This window comes from Pseudomonas sp. CCI3.1, assembly GCF_034313985.1.
GTDB classification, from domain to species: domain Bacteria; phylum Pseudomonadota; class Gammaproteobacteria; order Pseudomonadales; family Pseudomonadaceae; genus Aquipseudomonas; species Aquipseudomonas psychrophila.
This window is the reverse complement of the sequence record NZ_JAVIWO010000001.1, coordinates 4,681,512-4,706,642: the sequence shown is the minus strand read 5'-3', so window position 1 is coordinate 4,706,642 and position 25,131 is coordinate 4,681,512. Positions and strand designations below refer to the sequence as shown.

The window sequence follows — 25,131 nt, the reverse complement described above, 5'->3', positions numbered from 1 at the left end:
ATCAGCCCAGGTTGTCTTGGATGACGCTCAACACTTTGCGCGCCACTTCTGGCGAGGCAACGGTGTTGATGTTTTCTTCGACAGTCACTTGCACGCTGTCACCGACCTTGCTCAGGCGTACCTGATAGCGCTGGGCGCGGGCTTCAACTTCTTCCTTGTCCGGTTTGCTGCCGAAGAGACCGGAGAAGAAACCAGGTTTCTCGTCCTTCTTCTCGGCTTTTTCGGCGAGGTTGATGTAGTACAGGCCCAAGGTACGGTTGATGTCTTCAACGCGCCATTCGCCTTGTTCAAGCGCACGACCCACACTGGACCAGGCACGATCGAGGTCTTCGGTCAGCGTCAGTACCGGGTTGCCGCTGCCGTCTTCGTTCAGACTGACGCGCGCCGGGGTGTCGAAATCACGCGCTGCGAGCAGCGAAACCGAACCGCCCTTCTCGGCATCACGGTTCATGCTGATCAGCATTTCATCAACCAGGGCTGCATCCAGACCGGTGTTGACCGAGCGGGCGGCGAAGTCGACGTTGGCAGTGCTGCCTGCAGGACGGTTGGCACTGACGACATAGATTTCACTGGTGTTGCGCTGAACACCCGGTTCGATGCGAACCCGCAGGCGGGTCTCGCTGTCGGCGGCCAGGCCGCTGCTGCCAACGTGACGGGCCATCGGAGCCGAAAGCTCGTCAGCACGCTGCCAGGTCGTTGTGAACTCCCCGGTTTGCGGGCGCTGTTCATCAATGCTGAAACCGTTGTCCTGGAAGAACTGCATTGCCACCGGCCAGACTTCTGACGGGGAGCGTTGCGCCATCACCCAACGGCTGTCGCCGCTTTTTTGAAGGCTGAAGTCACTGGCATTGGCGGCCACAGCCAATGGTTGTGGACGCGGCACCTCAAACTCGCCCTTGACGTTGTCGTCAGGCACGTTGCTCGGGATCGGCAACAGCGGTACTAGGCGTTTGTCAGTATGGACACCTGGTGGCAACTGCATGGGAGGGGTTTGACGCGCTTCCAGGTAATCGCTGCCACGGTCACGGAAATACCCATCTTGACCCCACAGCCAACCGCAACCGCTGGTGCTGGAAATAATCACGGCTAGTGCGGAAAGTCCGGCCAATCGCTTCATGCGTAGTGCTTCCTCAATTAAACCAAGACACCGGACTGGCGCATTGCCTGACGCAGTGGTTCGTGGCAAGGCTCGCTGAGCCAGGTGAGAGGCAGACGGATACCGTCCGACATCAAGCCCATCTCATGCAGCGCCCATTTCACGGGGATAGGGTTGGATTCGATAAACAGGGTTTTATTGAGCGGCATCAGCTTTTCGTGAAGCGCGCGGGCAGTGACGGCATCGCCACGCATCGCAGCGGCGCACAGGTCGCTCATGTCTCGCGGGGCAACGTTGGCGGTCACCGAGATATTGCCTTTGCCGCCGAGCAGGATCAGCTCGACTGCAGTCGCGTCGTCACCGGAGTACACCAGGAAGTCACTGCTGACACCTGACAGGATGGCCGGTACGCGGGACAGGTCGCCGGTGGCTTCCTTGATGCCGATGATGTTCGGCACAGTCGACAGGCGCACAACGGTTGCCGGCAGCATGTCGCAGGCAGTACGGCCCGGGACGTTGTAAAGGATCTGCGGGATATCGACCGCTTCGGCGATGGCCTTGAAGTGCTGATACAAGCCTTCCTGGGTCGGCTTGTTGTAATACGGAGTCACCAGCAGACATGCATCGGCGCCAGCGGCCTTCGCATTGGTGGTCAGCTCGATCGCTTCACGCGTCGAGTTGGCGCCCGTACCGGCGATCACCGGGATACGCCCTGCAACCTGTTTGACAACGTGACGAATCACTTCGATGTGTTCGTTCACATCCAGAGTTGCCGATTCACCTGTGGTGCCAACGGCAACAATGGCGTTGGTGCCCTCTTGCAGGTGAAAGTCCACCAGTTTGCTCAGAGCGTCCCAATCAAGACGACCTTGTGCATCCATGGGTGTGACCAGTGCCACCATACTGCCCGCAATCATGCAACCGCTCCTGCCGGAAAAAGAGAGCCGTAATGGTACTGGCGCCATGACCCTTGCACAAGCAACAGCGCGCCCGATGAGCATTCCCCTTAGCGTTGCTTTTCGCTACCCTTCAGCCTTTGATTGGTACTGATGTGCGCGCAAGTCTGTTTCACAGGCCTTCAGCAAGCGCCCAAAGCCCCGCCCAAACGCCGCCAAGCGCGGTTTGCAGAGCCTGCAAACCGCCTGTAACGCTGTATTGGCGGGTCTCTGGCGCTGACGTGTTGCCTGATATTCAACTCGCTCGCTATCGACCGTACTGACCGCTCATCGTTTTAGGAAGGCTGCATGTCCACCCCCACAGTCCGCGAACAATTCCTTGTCATCAGTGCCCTTGGCGCCAACCCAATGGAGCTGACTAACGTCCTGTGTCGCGCCAGCCATGAAAATCGCTGCGCCGTCGTAACTTCGCGCCTGACTCGCCACGGCGAATGCAGTGCGCTGATCCTGGAAATAACAGGCAGCTGGGACGCCCTGGCGCGCCTTGAAGCCGGCTTGCCCACCCTCGCCAAAAAACATGCCTTCAGTGTGAATGTCGTGCGCAGTGCCGCCCTCGAAACCCGCCCGCAAGCACTGCCCTATGTAGCCTATGTGAGCTCGGCCTACCGCTCGGACATCATCAACGAGCTGTGCCAGTTCTTCATGGACCACAACGTAGAGCTGGAAAACCTGACATGCGACACCTATCAGGCCCCACAAACCGGCGGCACCATGCTTAATGCCACGTTCACCGTGACCTTGCCGGCCGGCATACAAATCAGCTGGCTGCGCGATCAGTTCCTGGACTTCGCCGATGCGCTGAACCTGGATGCCCTGATCGAACCGTGGCGCCCACAGAACCCGATGTAAGGAAACCGACTCAATGGCCGTTGCAATTGACCAACCCGTAGACGACTTCCAGATCCCGGCTACCAGCGAGCAAACCGTCACGTTGTCGGGACTCAAAGGCAAGCAGGTGGTGATTTACTTCTACCCAAAGGACAGCACCCCGGGCTGTACCACTGAAGGCCAGGGTTTTCGCGACCATTACGCTGAGTTTCAGGCGGCCAACACCGAAGTATTTGGTGTGTCCCGCGACAGCCTCAAGTCCCATGAGAACTTCAAGGCCAAGCAAGGTTTTCCGTTTGAGTTGCTGAGCGACAAGGACGAGGCCCTGTGTCAGCTGTTTGATGTGATCAAGCTGAAAAAGCTCTACGGCAAGGAGTACATGGGCGTTGATCGCAGCACATTCCTGATCGACAAGGACGGCGTGCTGCGTCAGGAGTGGCGCGGCGTAAAAGTACCGGGCCATGTCGAGGCGGTGCTGGAACAGGCCAAGGCGCTGAATCAGCGCTGAAGTCCCAACAGCTGTGTAGCCGCTGCCGAAGGCTGCGATAAGGCCCGAAGGGTCTTCAAAACAGGGTAGCTACGCCACCCAGCGCAGCCTGCGGCAGCGGCTACAGGAAAACGGCAACTGTGGGAGCGAGCAGGCTCGCTCCCACAATAGGGCCTGACCTACAACAGAGTATCTACAGGATTTGCTGTTACTGACGCACCAGCCGCACATTCTGGAACTCGACTGCTTCGGTGCTGCGGTACGGGTTGATATCCAGCCCGCCACGGCGCACGTAGCGCGCATACACGGTCAGCGTCTCGGGCTTGAGTAAACGCTGCAAGTCGAGAAAGATCCGCTCCACACATTGCTCGTGAAAATCCGAATGCTGGCGAAAGCTCACCAGGTACGCCAGCAAACTGGCGTGATCCAGCGCTGCGCCACGGTACTCCACCACTACCGTGCCCCAGTCAGGCTGGCTGGTAACCGGGCAGTTGGATTTGAGCAAGTGGCTGTAGACGCTCTCTTCAACAATCTGTGAGTCATCGCACTTGAGCAATTCAGGACGCGGCTGCTCGTAATCGCTGACCGTGATTTCCAGGTCATCAATGCATACGCCTGGCAAAACGCCTACGCCATCAGCCTGAACATCATTCAGGCTGCGCACACGCACGCTCACAGGTTTACCGGATGCTGCTGACAAATCCGCCTGCAATGTCGCTTCAAGGCTTGGTGTATCCGCAAAAACGCTCTGATTCAACGAGTTCAAGTACAACTTGAAGGACTTGGACTCGACGATATTCGGCGAATCGGCGGCAAAGCAGAACTCGCCAATGGCTACAACCGGCTTGCCCGATGGCAACAGCCACGACAGTTCGAAGCAGGTCCAGAAATCCACGCCGACATAAGGCAGGGTTTCGGCGCTCAGTCCCAGCTCGGCCCATTTCGCCGCACGCGGGATAGGGAACAGCAAGGACGGGGTGTAGGTGCTGATGTATTCACTGGACTTGCCCAGCGGGGAATGTTCGGCGGCGGGATGCATGACAAAAACCTGGCTAGAAAAACCCGGTAATTCTATCGGGTTTGAGCCAGGCTTTCAGCGTTCACTGACGATCAGAACGTTTTAAGGCGCAACGTTGACCTTGCCGACCATGCCCGCCTGGTAGTGACCGGGCACGTTACAGGCGAATTCCAGGTTGTCGGCCCGGGCGAAGGTCCAGGTCAGTTCAGCGGTTTTACCCGGCTCGACCAGCACACTGTTGGGGTCATCATGCTTCATGCCGGGCATGTCCATCGAGCCGTGGCCCATGGATGAGTGATCCATGCCCCCTCGCCCCATACCCGTTGGAGTGAGCATGCCGCTTTGCTGCATCTGGAGCATTTCCTTCTGATGCGCCGCGTGCATCGCCGCATCACCCAGATTGAACTCATGCAGTAACTGCCCTTTGTTGACCAGTACAAAACGAACGGTCTCACCGGCTTTCACGTCCAGGGATGTGGGCGCGAACGCGATATCGGTCATGTTGATCTCAACCGTGCGGGTAGCACTGGCGGCAGGCGCTGGCTGGCCAAACTCAGCGTGACCTGCAGGCGATGCCATGACTGGCAAGCTCAGGGCCAACAAACAGCCCGCGAGCGACAAACGGTTACGTACAGTCATACTTACTCCCAGAAACTATAGGTGAGGCTTACCGCCACTTTAATATCCCGGTACTGGCATTCAACTGTCCGTAAGATTACAAATTTGTCAGCTTGAACCTACATAACGAGCACCAAGGTATAAGTCTGAGGTTAATTTTTACGATGAGTCGACCATGAAACTGCTGATTGTCGAAGACCAGGTCAAAACCGGACAGTACTTGCGCCAGGGCTTGAGCGAGGCCGGGTTTACCACCGAACTGGCCGCCGACGGCATTACCGGACAACACCTGGCATTGACCGGCGATTACTCGCTGCTGATTCTCGATGTCATGCTGCCGGGCCGCGATGGCTGGCAGATCCTGCAAGCAGTGCGCAGTGCCGGCCTGACCTTGCCAGTTTTATTTTTGACCGCACGGGATGCTGTCGACGACCGCGTTCACGGACTGGAGCTTGGGGCTGACGACTACCTGGTCAAGCCGTTTGCATTTTCCGAATTGCTGGCACGGGTGCGCAGCCTGTTGCGCCGCGGCAGTAACGCTCCCCAGGAGACCAGCCTGCAGCTGGCCGACTTGCGCCTGGACCTTATCCGCCGTCGCGCAGAGCGCAACAGCCAGCGCATAGACCTGACCGCCAAGGAGTTCTCCCTGCTGGAGTTGCTGTTGCGTCGCCAGGGCGAAGTCCTGCCTAAATCCCTGATCGCTTCACAGGTGTGGGACATGAACTTTGACAGCGACACCAACGTCATCGAAGTCGCGATTCGCCGCCTGCGCCTGAAAATCGACGACACCCATGAGCAAAAGCTGATCCATACCGTACGGGGCATGGGCTACGTACTCGAAGAGCGCAGCAGTTGATGCGCAACCTGTCACTGAGCAGCCGCCTGGCGCTGTTATTTGCTGGCTGTACCGCGGTGGTGTCGCTGTTTGCCGGGGTGCTGTTCGGACGGGCCAGTGAAGTGCACTTCGTTGAACTTGATCAGCAACTGATGGAAAGCCGCCTGGCGGTCCTGCGCAGTACACTGCAAGGGGCGGACACCCTGGAACGCTTCACCCAGCGCCTGCCGGCACTGCTGCAGGACCTGGCCCACCAGCCGGACCTTGCAGTGAGGGTTCGCGGTCAAGACGGGCACCTGTGGTTTGACAGCTCACCGCGCCTGCCGCTGGAACTTGCGACCCAGCCCGGGTTGGGCAGCCTGCAAATTAATGGCACCGATTACCGTGTGCTGGTGCCACAAAACGACACCCCAAACACTCCACATCTGACGCTGCTACTGGACATCACTCACCACCAGCACTTTCTTCAACGCATGCAGCGCCTGATCTGGATGACCGTCGGCCTCTCAGCGCTGGCCACGGCAATTCTCGGTGCGTGGGCGGCCCGTAGCGGCTTGCGCCCCTTGCGCCGCATGAGTGCGATTGCAGCCAGCGTTTCGGCCGACTCACTTAACGCTCGCCTGCCCCAGGAGCAGATGCCGGCTGAGCTGGCAGACCTGGCAATAGCTTTCAACGCCATGCTGGAGCGTCTGGACGGTTCATTTCAACGATTGTCGGCGTTCTCCGCCGATATTGCGCATGAGTTGCGCACACCACTGTCCAACTTGCTGACCCACACCCAAGTCACCCTCACCCGCCCAAGAAACATTGAAGAGTATCGCGAGGCACTGCACAGCAACCTTGAGGAGCTGCAATGGATGGCGCAGTTGGTCAACGACATGTTGTACCTGGCCAAGGCCGATCATGGCTTGCTCACACCCCGCCGCGAACCGTTGGACCTTGGCAATGAAGTGGATGCGTTGCTGGAGTTTTACGCACTATTGGCAGAAGACTCTCAGATCGAACTGACCCGCCAGGGCAACGCGCACATTGCAGGCGACCGCAGCATGTTGCGGCGCGCCCTGTCCAACCTGCTGGACAACGCACTGCGCTATACGCCGGGAGGCGGTGCGATCAAGGTACTGATTGAGGCTGTGCCCAGCAGTGTGCGCATCAGCATTGAGAACACTGGGCCGGGGATTCCTGCAGAACTGCTGCCGCGTTTGTTTGACCGGTTTTATCGGGCAGACCCTGCCCGCCGTGAAGGCAGTAGCGAGCATGCAGGGTTGGGACTGGCGATCACCCAATCGATCATTCGCGCCCACGGCGGGCAGATCAGGTGTGAGTCGCAGGAAGGGATGACGCGGTTTGTGATTGAGTTGCCTGTCTGACCGGTTTACTTAACTGTGGGAGCGGGCTTGCTCGCGATGGCATCGACGCGGTGTGACTTAAACACCGCGCAGCTTGCATCGCGAGCAAGCCCGCTCCCACCTGTCAGGAATAGCGCAAAGCATGGGCCGGCTGGATTTTGGCCGCCCGGTACGCAGGATACAGCGTCGCCAGAAAGCTCAACACAAAGCCCGCACCACAGATCAGCGCGACATCGCCGCCTTGCAACTCAGACGGCAGGTTACTGACGAAGTACACGTCGGAACTGAAGATATGCTGCCCGGAAACCCGCTCCATCCAGCCCACCAGTTCGCTGACATTCAACGCTGCTATCACCCCAAGCACTCCGCCGATCAAGGTTCCGACGATACCGATCACCGTGCCCTGCACCATGAAAATGGCCATGATCTGACGCGGTGTAGCACCGATGGTGCGCAGGATCGCGATGTCCGCGCCCTTGTCGTTCACCACCATGATCAGCGTGGCAATGATGTTGAACGCAGCAACGGCAACGATCATCAGCAGCAACAGGCCGATCATGGTTTTTTCCATTTTCATGGCACTGAACAGACTGCCCTGGGTATGGGTCCAGTCATCTGCCTTGTAAGCGGCCCCCAAGCCCCCAGCGACTTGCTGTGATACCTGCGGTGCCGCGTACAAGTCCTTGACCGCCAGGCGCACGCTTTGCACCTGATTGGGCTCCCAATGCTGGATGGCTGCAGCATCTGCCATATGGATCAAGCCCATGGTGCCATCCAGCTCGGCCCCTACCTTGAAGATGCCCACCACATTCAAGCGCTGCAAACGCGGGGTAATCCCGCCTGGCGCGGTACTGGCTTCAGGCACGATCAAGGTGATTTTGTCGCCCACAGTCAGGCGAAAACGCCGAGCAGTGAGGTCGCCCAGCACCACGCCAAACTCACCAGGCTTCAGGTCTTCAAGACTGCCCTGCGCAATATGCTGGGTCACGATCGAGACCTTGCCTTCCTGCGCCGGGTCGATGCCGCTGATCTGGATCGGCTGCATCGAACCCTTAAAGGACAGCATGCCGTCTAATTCGGTAAAAGGTACGGCCGCCGTGACCTCGGGGTTCTTCATCGCGGCATCGGCCACCGGGCGCCAGTCATCAATCGGCTTTACGCCAACGATGGTCGCGTGCGGCACCATGCCAAGGATGCGGTTACTCATTTCGCGCTGAAAACCGTTCATCACCGATAACACCACGATCATCGCCAGCACGCCCAGGGCGAGGCCGATCATCGAAGTCATGGAGATAAACGAAACAAAACGATTGCGGCGCTTGGCGCGGGTATAGCGCGTGCCGATAAAAATCGATAACGGTCTGAACATTCGCGGGCACCGTATAAAAATTGAATACCCGACGCCCGCTTGCAGGCGTCGGGTTCTGGCCGATCAGATCGGGGTCAGACGACCGTCCTGCAGGTGCAACACGCGGTCCATCTGGCGGGCCAGATTCATGTCGTGAGTCACCACCAGGAACGCAGTGCGCATCGAAGTGCTGAGTTCCAGCATCAGGTCCTGGATACCCTGGGCGGTGTGGGAGTCGAGGTTGCCCGTAGGCTCATCGAGCATCACCAGTCCCGGCTTGTTGACCAGTGCGCGGGCAATCGCCACACGCTGACGCTCGCCACCCGACAGTTCCGATGGCTTGTGCTCCAGTCGATGACCCAGGCCAACACGGGTCAACAGTGCTGTCGCACGTTCGCGCGCCTCGGGGATCGCCGTCTTGCCGATCAACAATGGCATGCAGACGTTTTCCAGAGCGGTGAACTCAGGCAGCAAGTGGTGGAACTGATAAACGAAACCCAGCGAACGATTTCGCAACAGGCCTCGGGCCTTTTCGCCCAGCGCCGACAGCTCTTCACCTGCCAGCCAGACGCTGCCGGTGGTCGGGGTATCGAGGCCGCCGAGCATATTGAGCAACGTACTTTTGCCCGAGCCCGAGGTGCCGACAATCGCTACACGCTCACCGGGGTGCAGCTCAAGCTGCAGGCCCGACAGTACAACCACCGACTCAGGGCCTTCCTCGTAGGACTTGCCCAGGTCGCGGCAACTCAACACTGCTTGTTCTTTCATGCCCAACTCACTCATAACGAAGCGCCTGCGCAGGCTGGGTGCGCGCAGCACGCCAGGCCGGGTACAAGGTCGCGAGGAAACTCAGAACCAATGCCGCACCGCACACCATCAACACGTCCTGCGCCTGCAATTGCGACGGCAGGTAGTCGATGAAATACACGTCGGCATTGAGAAACTTGTGCCCGATCAGGCCTTCGAGCGCGGAGATTGCCGCACTGACGTTGAGCGCCGCAAGCATGCCGACCACCGCACCGATCGCGGTTCCGACCACACCGATCACAGTGCCTTGCACCATAAAGGTGGCCATGATCGTGCCCGGTGTCGCACCCAGGGTGCGCAGGATCGCGATATCGCCCTTCTTGTCATTGACCACCATCACCAGCGTGGAAATGATGTTGAAGGCGGCCACGGCCACGATCAGCAACAGCAGCAGGCCGATCATGGCTTTTTCCATGCGGATGGCCTGGTACAGATTGCCGTGGGTACGGGTCCAGTCACGGGCGTAATACTGACTTTCGCCCAGCTGCTGGGCGATTTCCCACGCGGTGCGTGGCGCCTCGAACAGGTCATCGAACTTCAACCGCAGCCCTTGCACCTGATCGGGCTTCCAGCGTTGCAAGCGTGCCAGATCCTGCAAATTGGTGATGCCAAGGTAGCCGTCGATCTCACCGGCGCCGACATGAAAAATGCCCTGCACGGTGAATCGCTTCATCCGCGGGAACATGCCAGCCGGGGTCACGGTGACTTCCGGCGCGACAAAGGTCAGCTTGTCGCCAATGGCCACACCGAGCTTTTTCGCGGCCTTGTCGCCGATGATGATGCCAAAGCTGCCGGGGGTCAGCGAATCGAGCTGCCCCTGCTGCATGAACTGATCAATGATCGAGACATTGTGCTCCTGCGCCGGATCGATGGCATTGAGCAGTACCTTCTGCACATTGCCGTCGTTGGTCAGCAGCCCCTGCATCTGGGTGAAAGGCGCCACGGCCTCCACTTTCGGGTTTTGCTTGACCCTGGCGGCCAGGCTTTGCCAGTCGCTGATCGGTTGATCGCCGACGATAGTCGCGTGGGGCACCATGCCCAGCACGCGGGTGCGCATCTCATGATCGAAGCCGTTCATCACCGACAACACCACAATCATCACGACCACGCCGAGGGCGAGTCCGATCATTGAAGTCAGAGAAATGAACGACACAAAATGATTGCGGCGCTTTGCACGGGTATAACGCGTGCCGATAAATAAAGAGAGAGGTCTGAACATGTCGGGGCTTGTTCGAGGGAAAAGAAGACGTCCTTGTGGCGGGGCCTGATAAGCAGCTTTACACTCAGACCACAGCCGCCATCACGGGTTCGCCATGTCGACATTAAATGACGCAGATCGCCGCGAATACTACCGTATCGAGGATATGATCGCACTGGAAATAACCCCGCTGTCAGCCCTCGAAGCTGCGAGCAGCGAAGTGTTGCAGGATGCGTCGCCATTGTTCAATTTGCTCAGTGAATTGCACCTGAGCGAATTCGAGTCCCAACACCTGCTGCGCCAGATCAGCGAACGTGACCGTACACTTTCCAGCTACCTTAAAACCCTGAACAAACGTGTCGAACTGCTCAGCCAGATTGTCGCGCAAACCGTAATGGGCAAGATCGGCGAACTGCAGCCGGTCAAACTGTCCGAAGGTGATATCGAGTTTCATCATCCGCTGGCCTGCCCGGCGGGCAATCACCTTTCGATCAAGCTGGTTCTGATGCCGCAAGCCCTGGGCTTGCTGCTGCGAGCCCGCGTCATCGATTGCCGGGCACAGGGTGACCGCTACACAATCATCGCCGAATTTGAATCCATCACCGATACCCAGCGCCAGCTTCTGGCGCGCTATATTTTGCAAAAACAGGCTCAGGCACGGCGCCTGGCCCGCGAACAAAACGAATCTGCGGCCGAATAAGCACCGGGCCGTGAGCACTCTTTACAAGGAGCAATTGTGACTCTGATTTATGGCCATCGCGGCGCCAAGGGCGAAGCACCGGAAAACACTCTTGCCAGCTTTGAGCAATGCCTCAAGCATGGTGTCCGTCGCTGTGAACTCGACCTGCACTTGTCCAAAGATGGCGAGTTGATGGTTATCCACGACCCCACTCTAAAGCGCACCACCGACCGGCGCGGCAAGGTGATCGAACACACTGCCGCCGACCTCGCGACCTATGACGCACGCAAGGGCGGCCCGGGCTGGATGCACCCGTGCCCGATCCCGCGTCTTGAAGAGCTGTTTGAAAAATGCGACTTCGAACACTGGCAACTGGAAGTCAAAAGCGCCTCACGCACCCGCGCAGCAACTACCGTGCTGGCGATTCGTGAAATGGCGGTACGTCACGGCCTCATGGACAAAGTTACCGTCACATCAAGCTCGCGGGAAGTTCTCAAGGCCGCTCTGGAATTGACCCCGGACCTGTCACGCGGACTGGTAGCCGAATACGCATGGCTCGACCCGATCAAGGTCGCCCAGAGTTATGGCTGCGAGATATTGGCGCTCAACTGGACACTCTGTACGCCTGAACGCCTTGAGAAGGCGCAGCGCCAGGGTTTGCATGTGTCGGTGTGGACAGTCAACGAACCTGCGCTGATGCGCAGGCTCGCCGACTTCGGCGTAGATAGCCTGATTACAGACTTTCCCGGTTTGGCCACTGCCACCCTTGGGAATGGCTGAAATCGGTCTCCCCGGCCGGCTCAGGCCACCGGCCGGAGCCGCTTAAAAAAGCCGGTTGAGGCCATCATAAGCAGCTACCCGATAGGCTTCGGCCATGGTCGGGTAGTTGAACGTGGTGTTCACAAAGTACTTAAGGGTGTTGAGTTCACCCGGCTGGTTCATGATCGCCTGACCGATATGCACGATCTCTGAAGCCTGGTAGCCGAAGCAGTGAACACCCAGTACTTCCAGGGTTTCACGGTGGAACAGGATTTTCAGCATGCCCTGAGGCTCACCGGCAATCTGTGCCCGCGCCATGCTCTTGAAGAAAGCCTTGCCCACTTCGTACGGCACCTTGGCCTGGGTCAGCTCCTGCTCGTTCTTGCCGATCGAGCTGATCTCCGGAATGGTGTAAATCCCGGTGGGTACATCATTGACAAAACGCCAGCTGCCGTTATCCACGATGCTACCCGCAGCCGAACGACCCTGGTCGTGCGCAGCACTGGCCAGGCTTGGCCAGCCGATCACATCGCCCGCAGCAAAAATGTTGGGCACGGTGGTGCGGTAGTTCTCATCAACCGTGATCTGGCCACGGCCGTTGGCCTTGATGCCAATGTTTTCCAACCCCAGCTGATCGGTGTTGCCGGTACGGCCGTTACACCAGAGCAAGGCATCGGCCTTGATCTTCTTGCCCGACTTGAGGTGCAGGATCACGCCGTTTTCAACGCCTTCAACCCGCTCGTACTCTTCGTTGTGGCGCACGGTGATGTTGTTGTTGCTGAAGTGGTAGCTCAACGCCTGGGAGATCTCGGAGTCGAGGAAGCTCAGCAGTTGTTCGCGGTTATCCACCAACTCGACCAACACACCCAGACCACTGAAAATCGACGCGTATTCACAACCGATCACGCCGGCACCGTAAACAATCAGCTTACGCGGGGTGTGGCCCAGGCTGAGGATGGTGTCGCTATCGTAGATACGGGAGTGGCTAAAATCGATATCGGCCGGGCGATAAGGACGCGAGCCGGTGGCAACGATGACTTGCTTGGCCATCAGGGTTTCTACTACGCCGTTGGCGCAGACCACTTCGATGGTTTGCTCGTCGGTAAAGCTGCCGGTGCCGAAGAACAGGTCTACGCGATTGCGGGCGTAGTAGCCGGTGCGCGAGGCGACCTGCTTGGAGATGACTTTTTCTGCGCTTTTCAGTACGTCCGGAAACGAGAACCAGCGCGGCTCGCCAATGGCCCGAAACATCGGATTGGTATTGAACTGCATGATCTGGCGAACCGAGTGACGCAGGGCTTTGGACGGGATAGTGCCCAAGTGCGTGCAGTTGCCGCCGACCTGACGTCGGCTATCGACCATCGCTACCTTGCGCCCTGCTTTTGCGGCGTTCATTGCCGCACCTTCTCCTGCCGGGCCGGAACCCAGTACCACTACGTCGTAGTTGTAGACAGCCATGCGTACTCCTCAGAACAGGCCGTGGCACCCCTATGGGCACCTGCGGCTAAATCATGTCGCGGCCAGCGCCATGAAGGATCAAAACGTGGGGCACAGTCTATAGAAGCCTGAACGCCGCGAACATTAACCCTTGGTCTGGTCGTTGCCTATTTTTGCATTCACTACATCGATTTGCGCAGGGTGACTAACGGCTACGGGTCGGGCAAAACCGCATTAATCGTAAAACTGGCATAACCTCTATCAACCCACCGATCAGAGCCCATCCATCATGCGCCAGATGTTGATCGTACTTTTACTGATGTACAGCGCCAGCAGCCTGGCAGACCAGGCTGAACGATTGAAAGAAGCTAATTTCCCCACCCAATGGCGAGATGACTCGCAGGTGATGGAGCGTAAAGGCCAGATCGTACTGACCTATCTGTGGGCCGACATTTACGCCGCCGCGCTGTTCACTAAACCCGACACAAGCCCGCAACAGGCCTTCAACGAACAGCGCGACTTGCGCCTTGAGCTGTTCTATTTACGCGATCTGGATCACAGCGATATCACCCAGGCATCCTCCACTATCCTCGAGCGCCAACACCCCGCCGCCACCCTGGCCAGCCTCGATGCCGGGCTAAAAAAACTGCAGGCCAGCTTTGGCAATATCAAGCGCGGCGATCGCTATGCCCTGGACTACAACCCCCGCCGTGGACTTAACGTCGAACGTAATGGCGCCGTTATTTTCAACAGCCAAAACCATGAACTGGCCAAAGCCTATCTGGGAATCTGGCTCGCACCCGAAGGTTTGCCCGACAACCTTCGCCTCGCTTTACTGGCGCAACAGCCCTAGCCCGCTCGTGTAGCGACGACAAATGTTGCCTACATATTTTGATACACATATGGTTACAAAACTGTTTTGCACAATGGCGTACGCCTTGAACTTGCAGTGAGGACGAGTAAAAACACGGATTGCGCATAAAAACAGATAAAAGCGGGTGATTTCAGATGGCCTCCAGTACGGGCAAAGGCAAGGCGATTTTTCGCGTTGTCAGCGGTAACTTCCTAGAGATGTTCGACTTCATGGTCTTTGGCTTTTACGCCACGGCCATTGCCAAAACCTTCTTTCCAAGCGATAGCGCTTTTGCCTCACTGATGCTCGCCCTGGCGACTTTCGGTGCCGGCTTCCTGATGCGCCCACTGGGTGCGATTTTCCTCGGCGCCTACATCGACCGTCATGGCCGCCGCAAAGGGCTGATCATTACCCTCGCACTCATGGCCATGGGCACCGTGCTGATTGCCTGCGTGCCGGGCTACGCCACCCTAGGTGTGGCGGCTCCTCTGCTGGTATTGCTCGGTCGCTTGCTTCAAGGCTTTTCGGCTGGCGTGGAACTGGGCGGGGTGTCGGTGTACCTGGCTGAAATCGCCACTCCAGGGCGCAAAGGCTTCTTCGTCAGCTGGCAATCTGCAAGCCAGCAGGCTGCGGTGGTATTTGCCGGCTTGCTCGGGGTTGGCCTAAACCACTGGCTGAGCCCCGAAGAAATGGGTGAATGGGGCTGGCGCATCCCGTTCCTGCTGGGGTGCATGATCGTCCCGGTGATCTTTGTCATCCGACGCTCAATGGAAGAAACCCCCGAGTTCGAAGCCCGCAAACATCACCCTACCCTGGGGGAAATCATGCGCTCGGTCAGGCTGAATTTTGGCTTGGTACTGGGCGGTATGGCACTGGTGGTCATGACGACCGTGTCGTTCTATCTGATCACCGCCTACACCCCGACATTCGGCAAGGCAGAGCTGCACCTCACCGACCTTGAAGCCTTGCTGGTGACGGTGTGCATTGGCCTGTCGAACTTCTTCTGGCTGCCGGTCATGGGCGCGCTGTCAGACAAGATTGGGCGCAAGCCGCTGCTGCTGGGCGCAACCATCCTTGCGATCCTGACGGCCTATCCTGCACTGTCATGGCTGGTGGCCAACCCAAGCTTTAGCCACCTGCTGATTGTAGAGCTGTGGTTGTCCTTCCTGTATGGCTCGTACAACGGTGCAATGGTGGTTGCCCTGACCGAAATCATGCCGATTGAAGTGCGCACCACCGGGTTTTCACTGGCTTACAGCCTGGCGACTGCGACCTTCGGCGGCTTTACCCCGGCGGCCTGCACCTACCTGATCCACGTACTGGACAACAAGGCCGCTCCCGGCCTGTGGCTGACCGGTGCGGCAGTGCTGGGGTTGATTGCAACCGTGGTGCTGTTCCGTGGCAATCAGCACCAGTTGCGTACGGCGCAATCGGCAATACCGAGTAACGCCTGACACAAAAGCCGTAGCAGCTGCCGAAGGAACGAGGCTGCGTCCGGCGGCGAAGCCGTCGTAAACCCTGAGTACCAGTAGTAACTGGCACACCGCGGTTTACGATCTTGCGACGGCTTTGCCGCCGGACGCAGCCTCGCTCCGCTCCTCAGCTGCTACGGGACGTGAATATTCCCGCAAACAAAAACGCCCCGAACCAGTCGGGGCGTTTTCAATTGCGGCGCTTGCTTAGCGTGGGAACGCTGGCGGGTTAACCCCGGCCATATCTTCCATCACGCGTACTACCTGGCAGCTGTAACCGAATTCGTTGTCGTACCAAACGTACAGCACAACGCGGTTGTCATTGCAGATAGTGGCTTCAGCATCCACAACACCAGCGTGACGCGAACCTACGAAGTCAGTGGAAACCACTTCCTGCGAGCTCACGTAGTCGATTTGCTTGTGCAGATCGGAGTGCAACGCCATGTGGCGCAGGTACTCGTTCATTTCTTCACGGGTAGCCGGCTTCTCAAGGTTCAGATTGAGGATGGCCATCGACACGTTTGGCGTCGGAACGCGGATCGCGTTACCGGTCAGTTTGCCGGCCAGCTCAGGCAGGGCCTTGGCAGCAGCGGTAGCAGCACCGGTCTCGGTGATAACCATGTTCAGCGCAGCGCTGCGACCACGGCGATCGCCCTTGTGGAAGTTGTCGATCAGGTTCTGGTCGTTGGTGTACGAGTGAACCGTTTCAACGTGACCGTTGACGATGCCGAACTTGTCGTTGACAGCCTTGAGCACCGGCACGATGGCGTTGGTGGTGCAGGATGCCGCCGAAACGATCTTGTCGTCAGCAGTGATTTCGCCGTGGTTGATGCCGTGAACGATGTTCTTCAGCTTGCCCTTGCCCGGTGCGGTCAAGACAACGCGGTCGATACCTGGGCACTGCAAGTGCTGGCCCAGGCCATCTGCGTCACGCCATACACCGGTGTTGTCCACCAGCAGCGCGTTCTGAATGCCGTACTGGGTGTAATCCACCTCGGTAGGGTTCTTCGCGTAGATCACCTGGATCAGGTTGCCGTTGGCGGTGATGGTGTTGTTGGCTTCATCGACAACGATGGTGCCATCGAACGGGCCATGTACCGAGTCACGACGCAGCAGGCTTGCACGCTTGACCAGATCGTTGTCGGCGCCTTTGCGCACAACGATGGCACGCAGACGCAGACCGTCGCCACCACCGGTTTTCTCGATCAGGATGCGTGCCAGCAGACGACCGATACGACCGAAGCCGTACAGAACAACGTCAGTGCCTTTGCGTGCAGAAGCGTTTTGCTGACCCACTACATCGGCCAACTCTTCGCGTACAAACTGCTCAGCCGTGCGGCCATTGCCTTCGGCCTTGAACTTGACGGCCAGCTTGCCCAGGTCTACCGAGGCAGCGCCGAGCTTGAGCTCGCTCATTGCCTTGAGCAGAGGGAAAGTTTCGTGCACGGACAATTCGATATCATCGGACTGACGATGGCGAGCAAAGCGGTGAGCTTTGAGAATCGCAATGACTGAACGGTTGATCAGGCTGCGGCCATAGATCGAGCTAACCACATTGTTATTGCGGTATAGCTGACCGATAAGCGGAATCATCGCTTCTGCGAGTGCTTCACGGTCGATCCATTCACCAAGACACTGGTCGGGCTTCTGAGTCACGGGAACCTTCCACATGTAGGGGCTGAAAAAAGGGGCTACATTATGCCGCTGCACCCATGCAGGGGCAATGCACGCCTGTCACACGCAGCTACTGAAACGATTAAGCACCCGTAAATATAGGCGAATATTTTTTTAACACTGGCCTTTTTATGGGTCTGCAGCCCTTGAGCTGCCCCTCTGGGCCCCCCATGTTCGATTACTCACGCTGATTTCAATGCTGTTAAAGACGGCAACTGACAGCCAGCCCCTAGGCCCGTTACAATTGCCGACTTTGTCGCAACGCTTGGAGCTCAACCTTCCGTGCCCGTCCTGCGTCTACCGAAACTCCCTGCTACGGCAGGTAAACAGCACTGGAGCAACTTGCCCGGTGCCGCCCTGAGCCTTGCAATTGCCGAGGCCGCCAGCGCCGCCAAGCGCTTCACCCTGCTCCTGACCGCCGACAGCCAAAGCGCCGAACGCCTTGAGCAAGAGCTGAGGTTTTTCGCGCCCCAGTTACCGGTGCTGCACTTTCCCGACTGGGAAACCCTGCCCTACGATCTGTTCTCGCCGCACCAGGACATCATCTCCCAGCGTATCGCCAGCCTGTACCGGCTACCGGAGCTGAGTCATGGCGTTTTGGTAGTGCCGATTACCACCGCCCTACATCGCCTTGCACCGACCAAATTTTTGCTCGGCAGCAGCCTGGTGCTGGATATCGGCCAGAAGCTGGACGTCGACCAGATGCGCACCCGGCTTGAGGCCAGTGGTTATCGCTGCGTTGACACCGTCTACGAGCATGGTGAGTTTGCGGTGCGCGGCGCCCTGATCGACCTGTTCCCGATGGGCAGCAAGCTGCCGTACCGGATCGACCTGTTCGACGACGAAATCGAGACCCTGCGCACCTTCGACCCGGAAAACCAGCGCTCGATCGACAAGGTCGAATCGGTAAGGCTGCTGCCCGCTCGCGAGTTCCCGTTACAAAAAGACGCCGTAACCCGCTTCAAGGCCCGCTTCCGGGAACGCTTTGATGTCGACTTCCGTCGGTGCCCGATCTTTCAGGATCTGACCAGCGGAATTACACCTGCAGGCATCGAGTACTACCTGCCGCTGTTTTTCGATGAAACCTCGACCCTGTTCGATTATCTGCCGGCCGACACCCAGGTGTTCTCGCTGCCAGGTATTGAACAGGCGGCCGAGAACTTCTGGTCTGACGTGCGCAATCGTTACGAAGAACGCCGCGTCGACCCCTCGCGCCCGCTGTTACCGCCAGCCGAGCTGTTTCTTCCGGTTGAAGACTGTTTCGCCCGCCTGAAAAGCTGGCCGCGCGTGGTCGCAAGCCAAGATGACGTAGATACCGGCAGCAGTCGTGAACGCTTCCCCGCACAACCGCTGCCCAACCTGGCAATTGAAGCCAAGGCCAATCAGCCACTGGCTGCCTTGTCCGGGTTTCTTGAGCAGTTTGATGGCCGTGTGCTGTTTACCGCCGAATCGGCCGGTCGCCGCGAAGTGCTCCTCGAGTTGCTTGAGCGCCTGAAACTGCGCCCAAAAACCGTCGATAGCTGGCCCGATTTCGTCGCCAGCAAACATCGCCTGGCAATCACCATTGCCCCGCTGGACGAAGGCCTGTTGCTGGACGACCCGGCACTGGCACTGATTGCCGAAAGCCCGTTGTTCGGCCAGCGGGTGATGCAGCGCAGGCGTCGTGAGAAACGCGCCGATGCCAACAACGATGCCGTCATCAAGAACCTCACCGAATTGCGCGAAGGCGCACCCGTTGTCCACATTGACCACGGTGTCGGTCGCTATCAGGGCCTGGCGACGCTGGAAGTCGACAATCAGGTGGCCGAATTCCTGACCCTTGAATACGCCGAGGGCGCCAAGCTTTATGTACCGGTGGCCAATCTGCATCTCATCGCCCGCTACACCGGCAGCGATGATGAACTGGCACCGCTGCACCGCCTTGGTTCGGAAACCTGGCAAAAGGCCAAGCGCAAAGCTGCCGAGCAAGTGCGTGATGTGGCCGCCGAACTGCTCGATATCTACGCTCGCCGCGCCGCCCGCGAAGGTCATGCATTTGCGGACCCGAAAGCCGATTACGCGACCTTCAGTGCCGGCTTCCCGTTTGAAGAAACCCCGGACCAGCAAACCACCATCGAAGCCGTGCGCGCCGACATGCTGTCGCCCAAGCCGATGGACCGCCTGGTGTGTGGCGACGTGGGCTTCGGCAAAACCGAAGTGGCCATGCGCGCAGCCTTCATTGCCGTGCATGGCGGTCGTCAGGTCGCAATTCTGGTCCCCACCACCCTGCTCGCCCAACAGCACTACAACAGCTTCCGCGACCGTTTTGCCGACTGGCCGGTAACCGTTGAGGTGATGAGCCGCTTCAAGTCGGCCAAAGAGATCAATGCCGCCGTGGCCGACCTGGCCGAAGGCAAGATCGACATCGTGATCGGCACCCACAAGTTGCTGCAAGACGACGTCAAAATCAAAAATCTTGGCCTGGTGATCATCGACGAAGAGCACCGCTTCGGGGTTCGCCAGAAAGAACAGCTCAAGGCCCTGCGCAGTGAAGTCGATATTCTGACCCTTACCGCAACGCCTATCCCGCGCACGTTGAACATGGCGGTGTCGGGCATGCGCGACCTGTCGATCATCGCCACGCCACCGGCACGCCGGTTGTCGGTGCGCACCTTCGTCATGGAGCAGAACAAAAGCACGGTTAAAGAGGCGTTGCTGCGTGAACTGCTGCGCGGCGGGCAGGTTTACTACCTGCACAACGATGTTAAAACCATCGAAAAATGCGCCGCAGACCTGGCCGAACTGGTACCGGAGGCGCGGATCGGCATCGGCCACGGGCAGATGCGCGAACGCGAACTCGAACAGGTGATGAGCGACTTCTATCACAAGCGATTCAACGTGCTGATCGCCTCGACCATTATCGAGACCGGCATCGACGTGCCGAGCGCCAACACCATCATCATCGAGCGCGCCGACAAATTCGGCCTGGCACAATTGCACCAGCTGCGCGGCCGCGTGGGGCGCAGTCACCACCAGGCTTACGCTTACTTGCTGACCCCCCCTCGCCAGCAAATCACAGGGGATGCGCAAAAACGTCTCGAAGCCATCGCCAACACCCAGGATCTGGGGGCAGGCTTTGTCCTGGCCACTAACGACCTCGAGATCCGTGGTGCAGGTGAGCTGCTGGGTGACGGCCAAAGCGGCCAGATCCAGGCCGTTGGGTTTACCCTGTACATGGAAATGCTCGAACGGGCGGTCAAGTCGATTCGCAAGGGCGAGCAACCGAACCTCGACCAACCGTTGGGTGGAGGTCCGGAAATCAACTTGCGGGTGCCCGCACTGATTCCCGAGGCGTATCTGCCAGATGTGCATACCCGCCTGATTCTCTACAAGCGCATTGCCTCGGCCACCGACGAAGAAGGCCTCAAGGACTTGCAAGTCGAGATGATCGACCGCTTTGGCCTGCTTCCCGAACCCACCAAAAACCTGGTACGCATCACCCTGCTCAAATTGCAGGCCGAGCAGTTGGGAATCAAAAAGGTCGATGCTGGCCCACAAGGCGGGCGAATTGAATTTGCTGCAGACACACCGGTTGATCCGATGGTGCTGATCAAACTGATCCAGGGCCAACCCAACCGCTACAAATTCGAAGGTGCAACCCTGTTCAAGTTCATGGTGCCAATGGAACGCCCGGAAGAACGCTTCAATAACATTGAGGCGCTGTTTGAGCGTCTGACGCCGAAGTCTTCCTAAATGAACTACCCATGACCCTGAGCCAGAAACCCCGGCTGACCAAGCCGCTCGCACCGACCTGGACCAGCCGCTTCAAAGAGCAAAGCCTTGAGCGTGGCCGCCGCTACGCGAAGGAAAACCGCGTCAGGATCGTCCAGATCGGCGACAGCATGATCACCGCCAGCTGCCAGGGCTCAGGCGAAAACACCTACCGTCAGACCATACACCTGCGTGAATCCGCCAAAGGCACATTGCTTTTGGTGGACGCCACCTGCACCTGTCCGGTACGCACCCATTGCAAGCACACCGCTGCCGTCTTACTGAAGATTGAAGAAACCTTGAACTACCCCGCCGCCGCTCAAGATGCCGAGCTTCTGGAAAAGCTCCAGGCCGTACTCGACTCACGTCGCCCCAACAACTTGCCAGAACTTCAAGTCGACGATGTAAAGCCGGTGCCACGCCTGTGGCTGGCCAGCGCCGAGTTCAGCGCCTTCGAGCCGCGCAACGGCAAGATGCAACGCTACATCCAGCACCGCGCCGCACTGTCGTTCAACTACCTGGACCAGTACGTCAGCGGGCAAAAAAACACCGACATCCTGCTGCGCCAGGAACAGCAGACCCTGCGGATCAAGCGCCATCCAGACCTGGAAAACCTCTATCGCGAGCAATTGCGCAGCCTTGGCTTCAAAATTGCCACCCGTCAGAGCAAAGCGCTGCCCGAAAGCGCGGGCGAGCTGTTTGAACTGGTCAACGACAGTGCCTGGCTGAATTTCACTCTTAACCAGATGCACGGCCTGCGCGAACAAGGCTGGGAGCTGCAGATCGATGAGGGATTCGGCTTTGACCTGACCCCGGTCGAAGACTGGTATGCCAATGTCGATGAGGCGCCTGAGCGCGACTGGTTCGACCTGGAGCTGGGGATTATCGTCAACGGCCGGCACTTGAGCCTGCTGCCGATACTGCTGAACCTGATGCGCTCCCACAGCGATATCCTCAATCCCGAGAAACTCGCCCGACGCCGAGATGACGAACTGATTCTGGTGAATATCCCGGCCAACCCTGCCAGCAACCATGGCCCGCTGCAGGTTGCCCTGCCTTACGGACGGCTTAAACCGGTACTGGCTACTCTGGACGAGTTCTACCTGGGCGAGCCGGATGCCACCTCGCTGCGAATCAAAAGCGCTGATGCACCGCGCCTCAACGCACTCGATGCCCTGCCTTTGCGCTGGGAAGGTGGCGAGCAGATTCGCGGCTTTGCCCAGCGCCTGCGCGACATCAAAGACTTTAGCGTAGAGGCCCCTGAAGGGCTCAATGCCAACCTGCGCCCCTACCAGCTTGAAGGCCTGAGCTGGATGCAGTCGTTACGCCAGCTCGAGGTGGGCGGCGTACTGGCCGACGACATGGGACTGGGTAAAACCCTGCAGACACTGGCGCATATTTTGTGCGAAAAGAATGCCGGCCGCCTGGATCTCCCGGCCATGGTGGTGATGCCCACCAGCCTGATCCCCAACTGGCTGGACGAGGCTGCGCACTTCACCCCGCAGCTCAAGGTGCTGGCGTTGTTTGGCGCCACCCGCAAAAAACACTTTGCACACCTCGCTGACTACGACGTAATCCTGACCACCTATGCCCTGTTGCCCAAGGACATCGAGCATCTGGTCAAACAGCCCTTGCACCTGCTGGTACTGGACGAAGCGCAGTACATCAAGAACCCTGGCAGCAAGGCTACCCAGGCTGCGTGCGAACTGATTGCGCGGCAACGCCTGTGCCTGAGCGGCACCCCCCTGGAAAACCACCTGGGAGAACTGTGGTCACTGTTTCACTTCCTGCTCCCTGGCTGGTTGGGCGACGTTAAAACCTTTAACCGCGATTACCGCATCCCCATCGAGCGCCAGGGCAGCAACGAGCGCCTGCAGCACCTCAATGCACGCATCAAGCCGTTTTTACTGCGCCGCACGAAGGAACAGGTCGCTACCGAACTACCACCCAAGACCGAGATCATTCATTGGGTTGAGCTTAACGAGGCGCAGCGCGATGTATACGAAACCATGCGCCTTGCGATGGACAAAAAAGTGCGCGACGAAATCACCCGCAAAGGTGTCGGGCGTAGCCAGATTATTATCCTTGAGGCGCTGCTAAAACTGCGTCAGGTGTGCTGCGACCTGCGTCTGGTCAGCGACACCCCGCCGAAAAAGGGCAGTACTTCCGGCAAGCTCGACAGCTTGATGCTGATGCTCGAAGAACTGTTTGCCGAAGGTCGACGCATCTTGCTGTTTTCACAGTTCACCTCGATGCTCAGCCTGATCGAAATCGAACTGAAAAAACGCAAGGTTCGTTACGCCATCCTGACGGGGCAAACCCGTGACCGGCGCACCCCGGTCAAAGACTTCCAGAGCGGCACGCTGCAGATATTTCTCATCAGCCTCAAGGCGGGTGGTGTCGGCTTGAACCTCACCGAGGCCGACACAGTGATTCACTACGACCCGTGGTGGAACCCGGCGGCTGAAAACCAGGCCACGGACCGTGCCTACCGCATTGGCCAGGAAAAACCGGTGTTTGTGTACAAGATGATTGCCTGCGGCACCGTGGAAGAGAAAATCCAGCACTTGCAGCAGGAAAAGTCGGATTTGGCAGCAGGCGTTCTTGACGGACGAGTCGCTGGCGACTGGAAGCTTCAGGACGACGACATCGATGCGCTGTTTGCGCCGCTGCCGCCCAAAACAGAGAAACGCTGAGACATCCAAATTCTTGATTAACCGCAGGAGCTGGCTTGGCTGCCACTCAGGCAGCGCGGTCTTTCGCGCTGATGCCATCGCGAGCAAGCCCGCTCCCACGGGCGTTGGGGTACTTGCGAAATCTGAGGTCGGGCTCGATTTCTGTGGGAGCTGGCATGCCTGCGATTCAGGCGATACGGTCTTTCTGCTTCGCCAAGCGTCAAAGCGGCATCGATGTGCTCAATCTATTAATTGAGCATCCTTGAGCGCACCCATCGCCACCAGCCAGCGCGGGCTCTGACGATAATCGGTGCTCGCCCAGGCCTGACCGCGCATGCGCGCAATCCTTGTCGAAGGGCTGACCTTCAATCGCTGAGCGGCGCTGAGTGCTAGCTCTGCTGCAGCGCGGTCGTTGCACACCAGCCCCATGTCGCAACCGGCTGACAAGGCAGCCTCAATGCGGCTAGCGGCATCACCCACCACATGCGCACCGGCCATCGACAGGTCGTCACTGAAGATCACGCCGTCAAACTGAAGCTCGCCGCGCAAAATATCTTGCAACCAGCGACGTGAGAATCCGGCTGGTTGGCTGTCCACTTGCGGATAAATCACGTGCGCCGGCATGACGGCAGCCAGATGCTTGCTCAAGCGGGCAAATGGCACGAGGTCATGGGCGCGAATCTGCTCAAGGCTGCGCTCATCAGTAGGAATGGCAACGTGGGAATCAGCCTCGGCCCATCCGTGACCCGGGAAGTGCTTACCGGTCGCCGCCATGCCTGCGTCGTTCATTCCGCGAATAAAAGCCCCGGCCAATGTGGCTGCGCGCTCAGGGTCGCCCTCGAACGAACGACTGCCGACCACAGCACTGCGCTGGTAGTCCAGATCCAGTACCGGGGCAAAGCTCAAGTCCAGCCCTACGGCCAGTACTTCAGTGGCCATAATCCATCCACACTGCTCAGCCAAGTACTCGGCGTTGGGGTTGTCGGCAATGGCACGCATCGCTGGCAGACGCACGAAACCCTGACGTAGACGCTGAACCCGGCCGCCTTCCTGATCGACCGCCAACAGCAGGTCGGGACGCAGCGCACGAATCGAGGCGCTCAACTCACGCACCTGGCGCGGGTGCTCGATATTGCGTGCAAAGATGATCAACCCGCCTACTTCAGGCTGGCGAAGTAATTGCCGATCTTCAGCCGTCAGCCAAGTACCGGCGACGTCCACCATCAAGGAGCCTTGCAAGGCAGAACTCATGGGAAATCCTTTAAAAAGAGAGCGTTCATTACCCCGCCCGG

General features: G+C 58.6%; 20 protein-coding genes. 10 read left to right on the top strand and 10 right to left on the bottom strand.

Annotation, left to right across the window (positions count from 1 at the left end; all coding sequences use genetic code 11):
- Position 1 precedes the first annotated feature (1 nt).
- Both bamC and dapA read right to left on the bottom strand, forming a co-directional pair.
- Positions 2-1,117, bottom strand: a complete 1,116-nt coding sequence (gene bamC, locus RGV06_RS21625) for an outer membrane protein assembly factor BamC (protein ID WP_046809677.1) — start codon at positions 1,115-1,117, stop codon at positions 2-4.
- 17 nt (positions 1,118-1,134) lie between these two features.
- Positions 1,135-2,013, bottom strand: a complete 879-nt coding sequence (gene dapA, locus RGV06_RS21620) for a 4-hydroxy-tetrahydrodipicolinate synthase (protein ID WP_019827507.1) — start codon at positions 2,011-2,013, stop codon at positions 1,135-1,137.
- 327 nt (positions 2,014-2,340) lie between these two features.
- On the opposite strand from dapA, the gene RGV06_RS21615 reads away from it, so the two are divergent.
- Positions 2,341-2,901 (top strand): glycine cleavage system protein R, encoded by a 561-nt coding sequence (locus RGV06_RS21615; RefSeq protein ID WP_019827506.1) that lies wholly within the window; start codon positions 2,341-2,343, stop codon positions 2,899-2,901.
- A 13-nt stretch (positions 2,902-2,914) separates the two neighbouring features.
- Positions 2,915-3,388: a peroxiredoxin gene (locus RGV06_RS21610; protein ID WP_019827504.1), complete on the top strand. Its 474-nt coding sequence runs from the start codon at positions 2,915-2,917 to the stop codon at positions 3,386-3,388.
- A gap of 187 nt (positions 3,389-3,575) precedes the next feature.
- On the opposite strand, the gene queF is transcribed toward RGV06_RS21610, so the two are convergent.
- Both queF and RGV06_RS21600 read right to left on the bottom strand, forming a co-directional pair.
- The gene (gene queF, locus RGV06_RS21605) at positions 3,576-4,406 is read right to left on the bottom strand and encodes an NADPH-dependent 7-cyano-7-deazaguanine reductase QueF (protein WP_046809676.1); all 831 of its coding nucleotides are present in this window, start codon (positions 4,404-4,406) and stop codon (positions 3,576-3,578) included.
- 81 nt (positions 4,407-4,487) lie between these two features.
- Entirely contained in the window at positions 4,488-5,024 is a 537-nt protein-coding gene (locus RGV06_RS21600; protein ID WP_046809675.1) for a cupredoxin domain-containing protein, read from the bottom strand.
- A 154-nt stretch (positions 5,025-5,178) separates the two neighbouring features.
- On the opposite strand from RGV06_RS21600, the gene RGV06_RS21595 reads away from it, so the two are divergent.
- Together RGV06_RS21595 and RGV06_RS21590 are read left to right on the top strand one after the other, a co-directional pair.
- A complete protein-coding gene (locus RGV06_RS21595) occupies positions 5,179-5,859 on the top strand; it encodes a heavy metal response regulator transcription factor (protein ID WP_019827501.1) in 681 nt (226 codons plus the stop codon).
- Positions 5,859-7,208: a heavy metal sensor histidine kinase gene (locus tag RGV06_RS21590; protein WP_019827500.1), complete on the top strand. Its 1,350-nt coding sequence runs from the start codon at positions 5,859-5,861 to the stop codon at positions 7,206-7,208. The genes RGV06_RS21595 and RGV06_RS21590 overlap by 1 nt, the downstream gene beginning before the upstream one ends.
- A gap of 103 nt (positions 7,209-7,311) precedes the next feature.
- Here the strand turns inward: RGV06_RS21590 and RGV06_RS21585 are convergent, their stop codons facing one another.
- The 3 genes from RGV06_RS21585 to RGV06_RS21575 form a co-directional block, all read right to left on the bottom strand.
- Positions 7,312-8,556: a lipoprotein-releasing ABC transporter permease subunit gene (locus tag RGV06_RS21585; RefSeq protein ID WP_048350870.1), complete on the bottom strand. Its 1,245-nt coding sequence runs from the start codon at positions 8,554-8,556 to the stop codon at positions 7,312-7,314.
- A 63-nt stretch (positions 8,557-8,619) separates the two neighbouring features.
- The gene (gene lolD, locus RGV06_RS21580; protein ID WP_162207949.1) at positions 8,620-9,303 is read right to left on the bottom strand and encodes a lipoprotein-releasing ABC transporter ATP-binding protein LolD; all 684 of its coding nucleotides are present in this window, start codon (positions 9,301-9,303) and stop codon (positions 8,620-8,622) included.
- Between the two features lie 7 nt (positions 9,304-9,310).
- Positions 9,311-10,561, bottom strand: coding sequence for a lipoprotein-releasing ABC transporter permease subunit (locus RGV06_RS21575; RefSeq protein ID WP_019827497.1), 1,251 nt, complete (start codon positions 10,559-10,561; stop codon positions 9,311-9,313).
- A 94-nt stretch (positions 10,562-10,655) separates the two neighbouring features.
- Between RGV06_RS21575 and RGV06_RS21570 the strand changes: the two genes are divergently transcribed.
- Together RGV06_RS21570 and RGV06_RS21565 are read left to right on the top strand one after the other, a co-directional pair.
- A complete protein-coding gene (locus tag RGV06_RS21570; protein WP_019827496.1) occupies positions 10,656-11,240 on the top strand; it encodes a PilZ domain-containing protein in 585 nt (194 codons plus the stop codon).
- A gap of 36 nt (positions 11,241-11,276) precedes the next feature.
- The gene (locus tag RGV06_RS21565) at positions 11,277-11,999 is read left to right on the top strand and encodes a glycerophosphodiester phosphodiesterase (RefSeq protein WP_046809671.1); all 723 of its coding nucleotides are present in this window, start codon (positions 11,277-11,279) and stop codon (positions 11,997-11,999) included.
- A 42-nt stretch (positions 12,000-12,041) separates the two neighbouring features.
- Here the strand turns inward: RGV06_RS21565 and sthA are convergent, their stop codons facing one another.
- Positions 12,042-13,436, bottom strand: coding sequence for a Si-specific NAD(P)(+) transhydrogenase (gene sthA, locus RGV06_RS21560; protein WP_019827494.1), 1,395 nt, complete (start codon positions 13,434-13,436; stop codon positions 12,042-12,044).
- 268 nt (positions 13,437-13,704) lie between these two features.
- Here sthA and RGV06_RS21555 point away from each other — a divergent pair, with 268 nt between their 5' ends.
- Positions 13,705-14,268 (top strand): chalcone isomerase family protein, encoded by a 564-nt coding sequence (locus RGV06_RS21555; protein WP_019827493.1) that lies wholly within the window; start codon positions 13,705-13,707, stop codon positions 14,266-14,268.
- A gap of 155 nt (positions 14,269-14,423) precedes the next feature.
- Entirely contained in the window at positions 14,424-15,722 is a 1,299-nt protein-coding gene (locus RGV06_RS21550) for an MFS transporter (protein WP_046809669.1), read from the top strand.
- A 225-nt stretch (positions 15,723-15,947) separates the two neighbouring features.
- On the opposite strand, the gene RGV06_RS21545 is transcribed toward RGV06_RS21550, so the two are convergent.
- Positions 15,948-17,411: a glyceraldehyde-3-phosphate dehydrogenase gene (locus RGV06_RS21545; protein WP_037032646.1), complete on the bottom strand. Its 1,464-nt coding sequence runs from the start codon at positions 17,409-17,411 to the stop codon at positions 15,948-15,950.
- Positions 17,412-17,696: 285 nt separating this feature from the next.
- Here RGV06_RS21545 and mfd point away from each other — a divergent pair, with 285 nt between their 5' ends.
- Entirely contained in the window at positions 17,697-21,146 is a 3,450-nt protein-coding gene (gene mfd, locus RGV06_RS21540) for a transcription-repair coupling factor (protein ID WP_046809668.1), read from the top strand.
- 11 nt (positions 21,147-21,157) lie between these two features.
- The gene (locus tag RGV06_RS21535) at positions 21,158-23,860 is read left to right on the top strand and encodes a DEAD/DEAH box helicase (RefSeq protein WP_322151256.1); all 2,703 of its coding nucleotides are present in this window, start codon (positions 21,158-21,160) and stop codon (positions 23,858-23,860) included.
- 219 nt (positions 23,861-24,079) lie between these two features.
- Here the strand turns inward: RGV06_RS21535 and nagZ are convergent, their stop codons facing one another.
- Positions 24,080-25,078, bottom strand: a complete 999-nt coding sequence (gene nagZ / locus RGV06_RS21530) for a beta-N-acetylhexosaminidase (protein ID WP_322151940.1) — start codon at positions 25,076-25,078, stop codon at positions 24,080-24,082.
- Between the last annotated feature and the right edge of the window lie 53 nt (positions 25,079-25,131).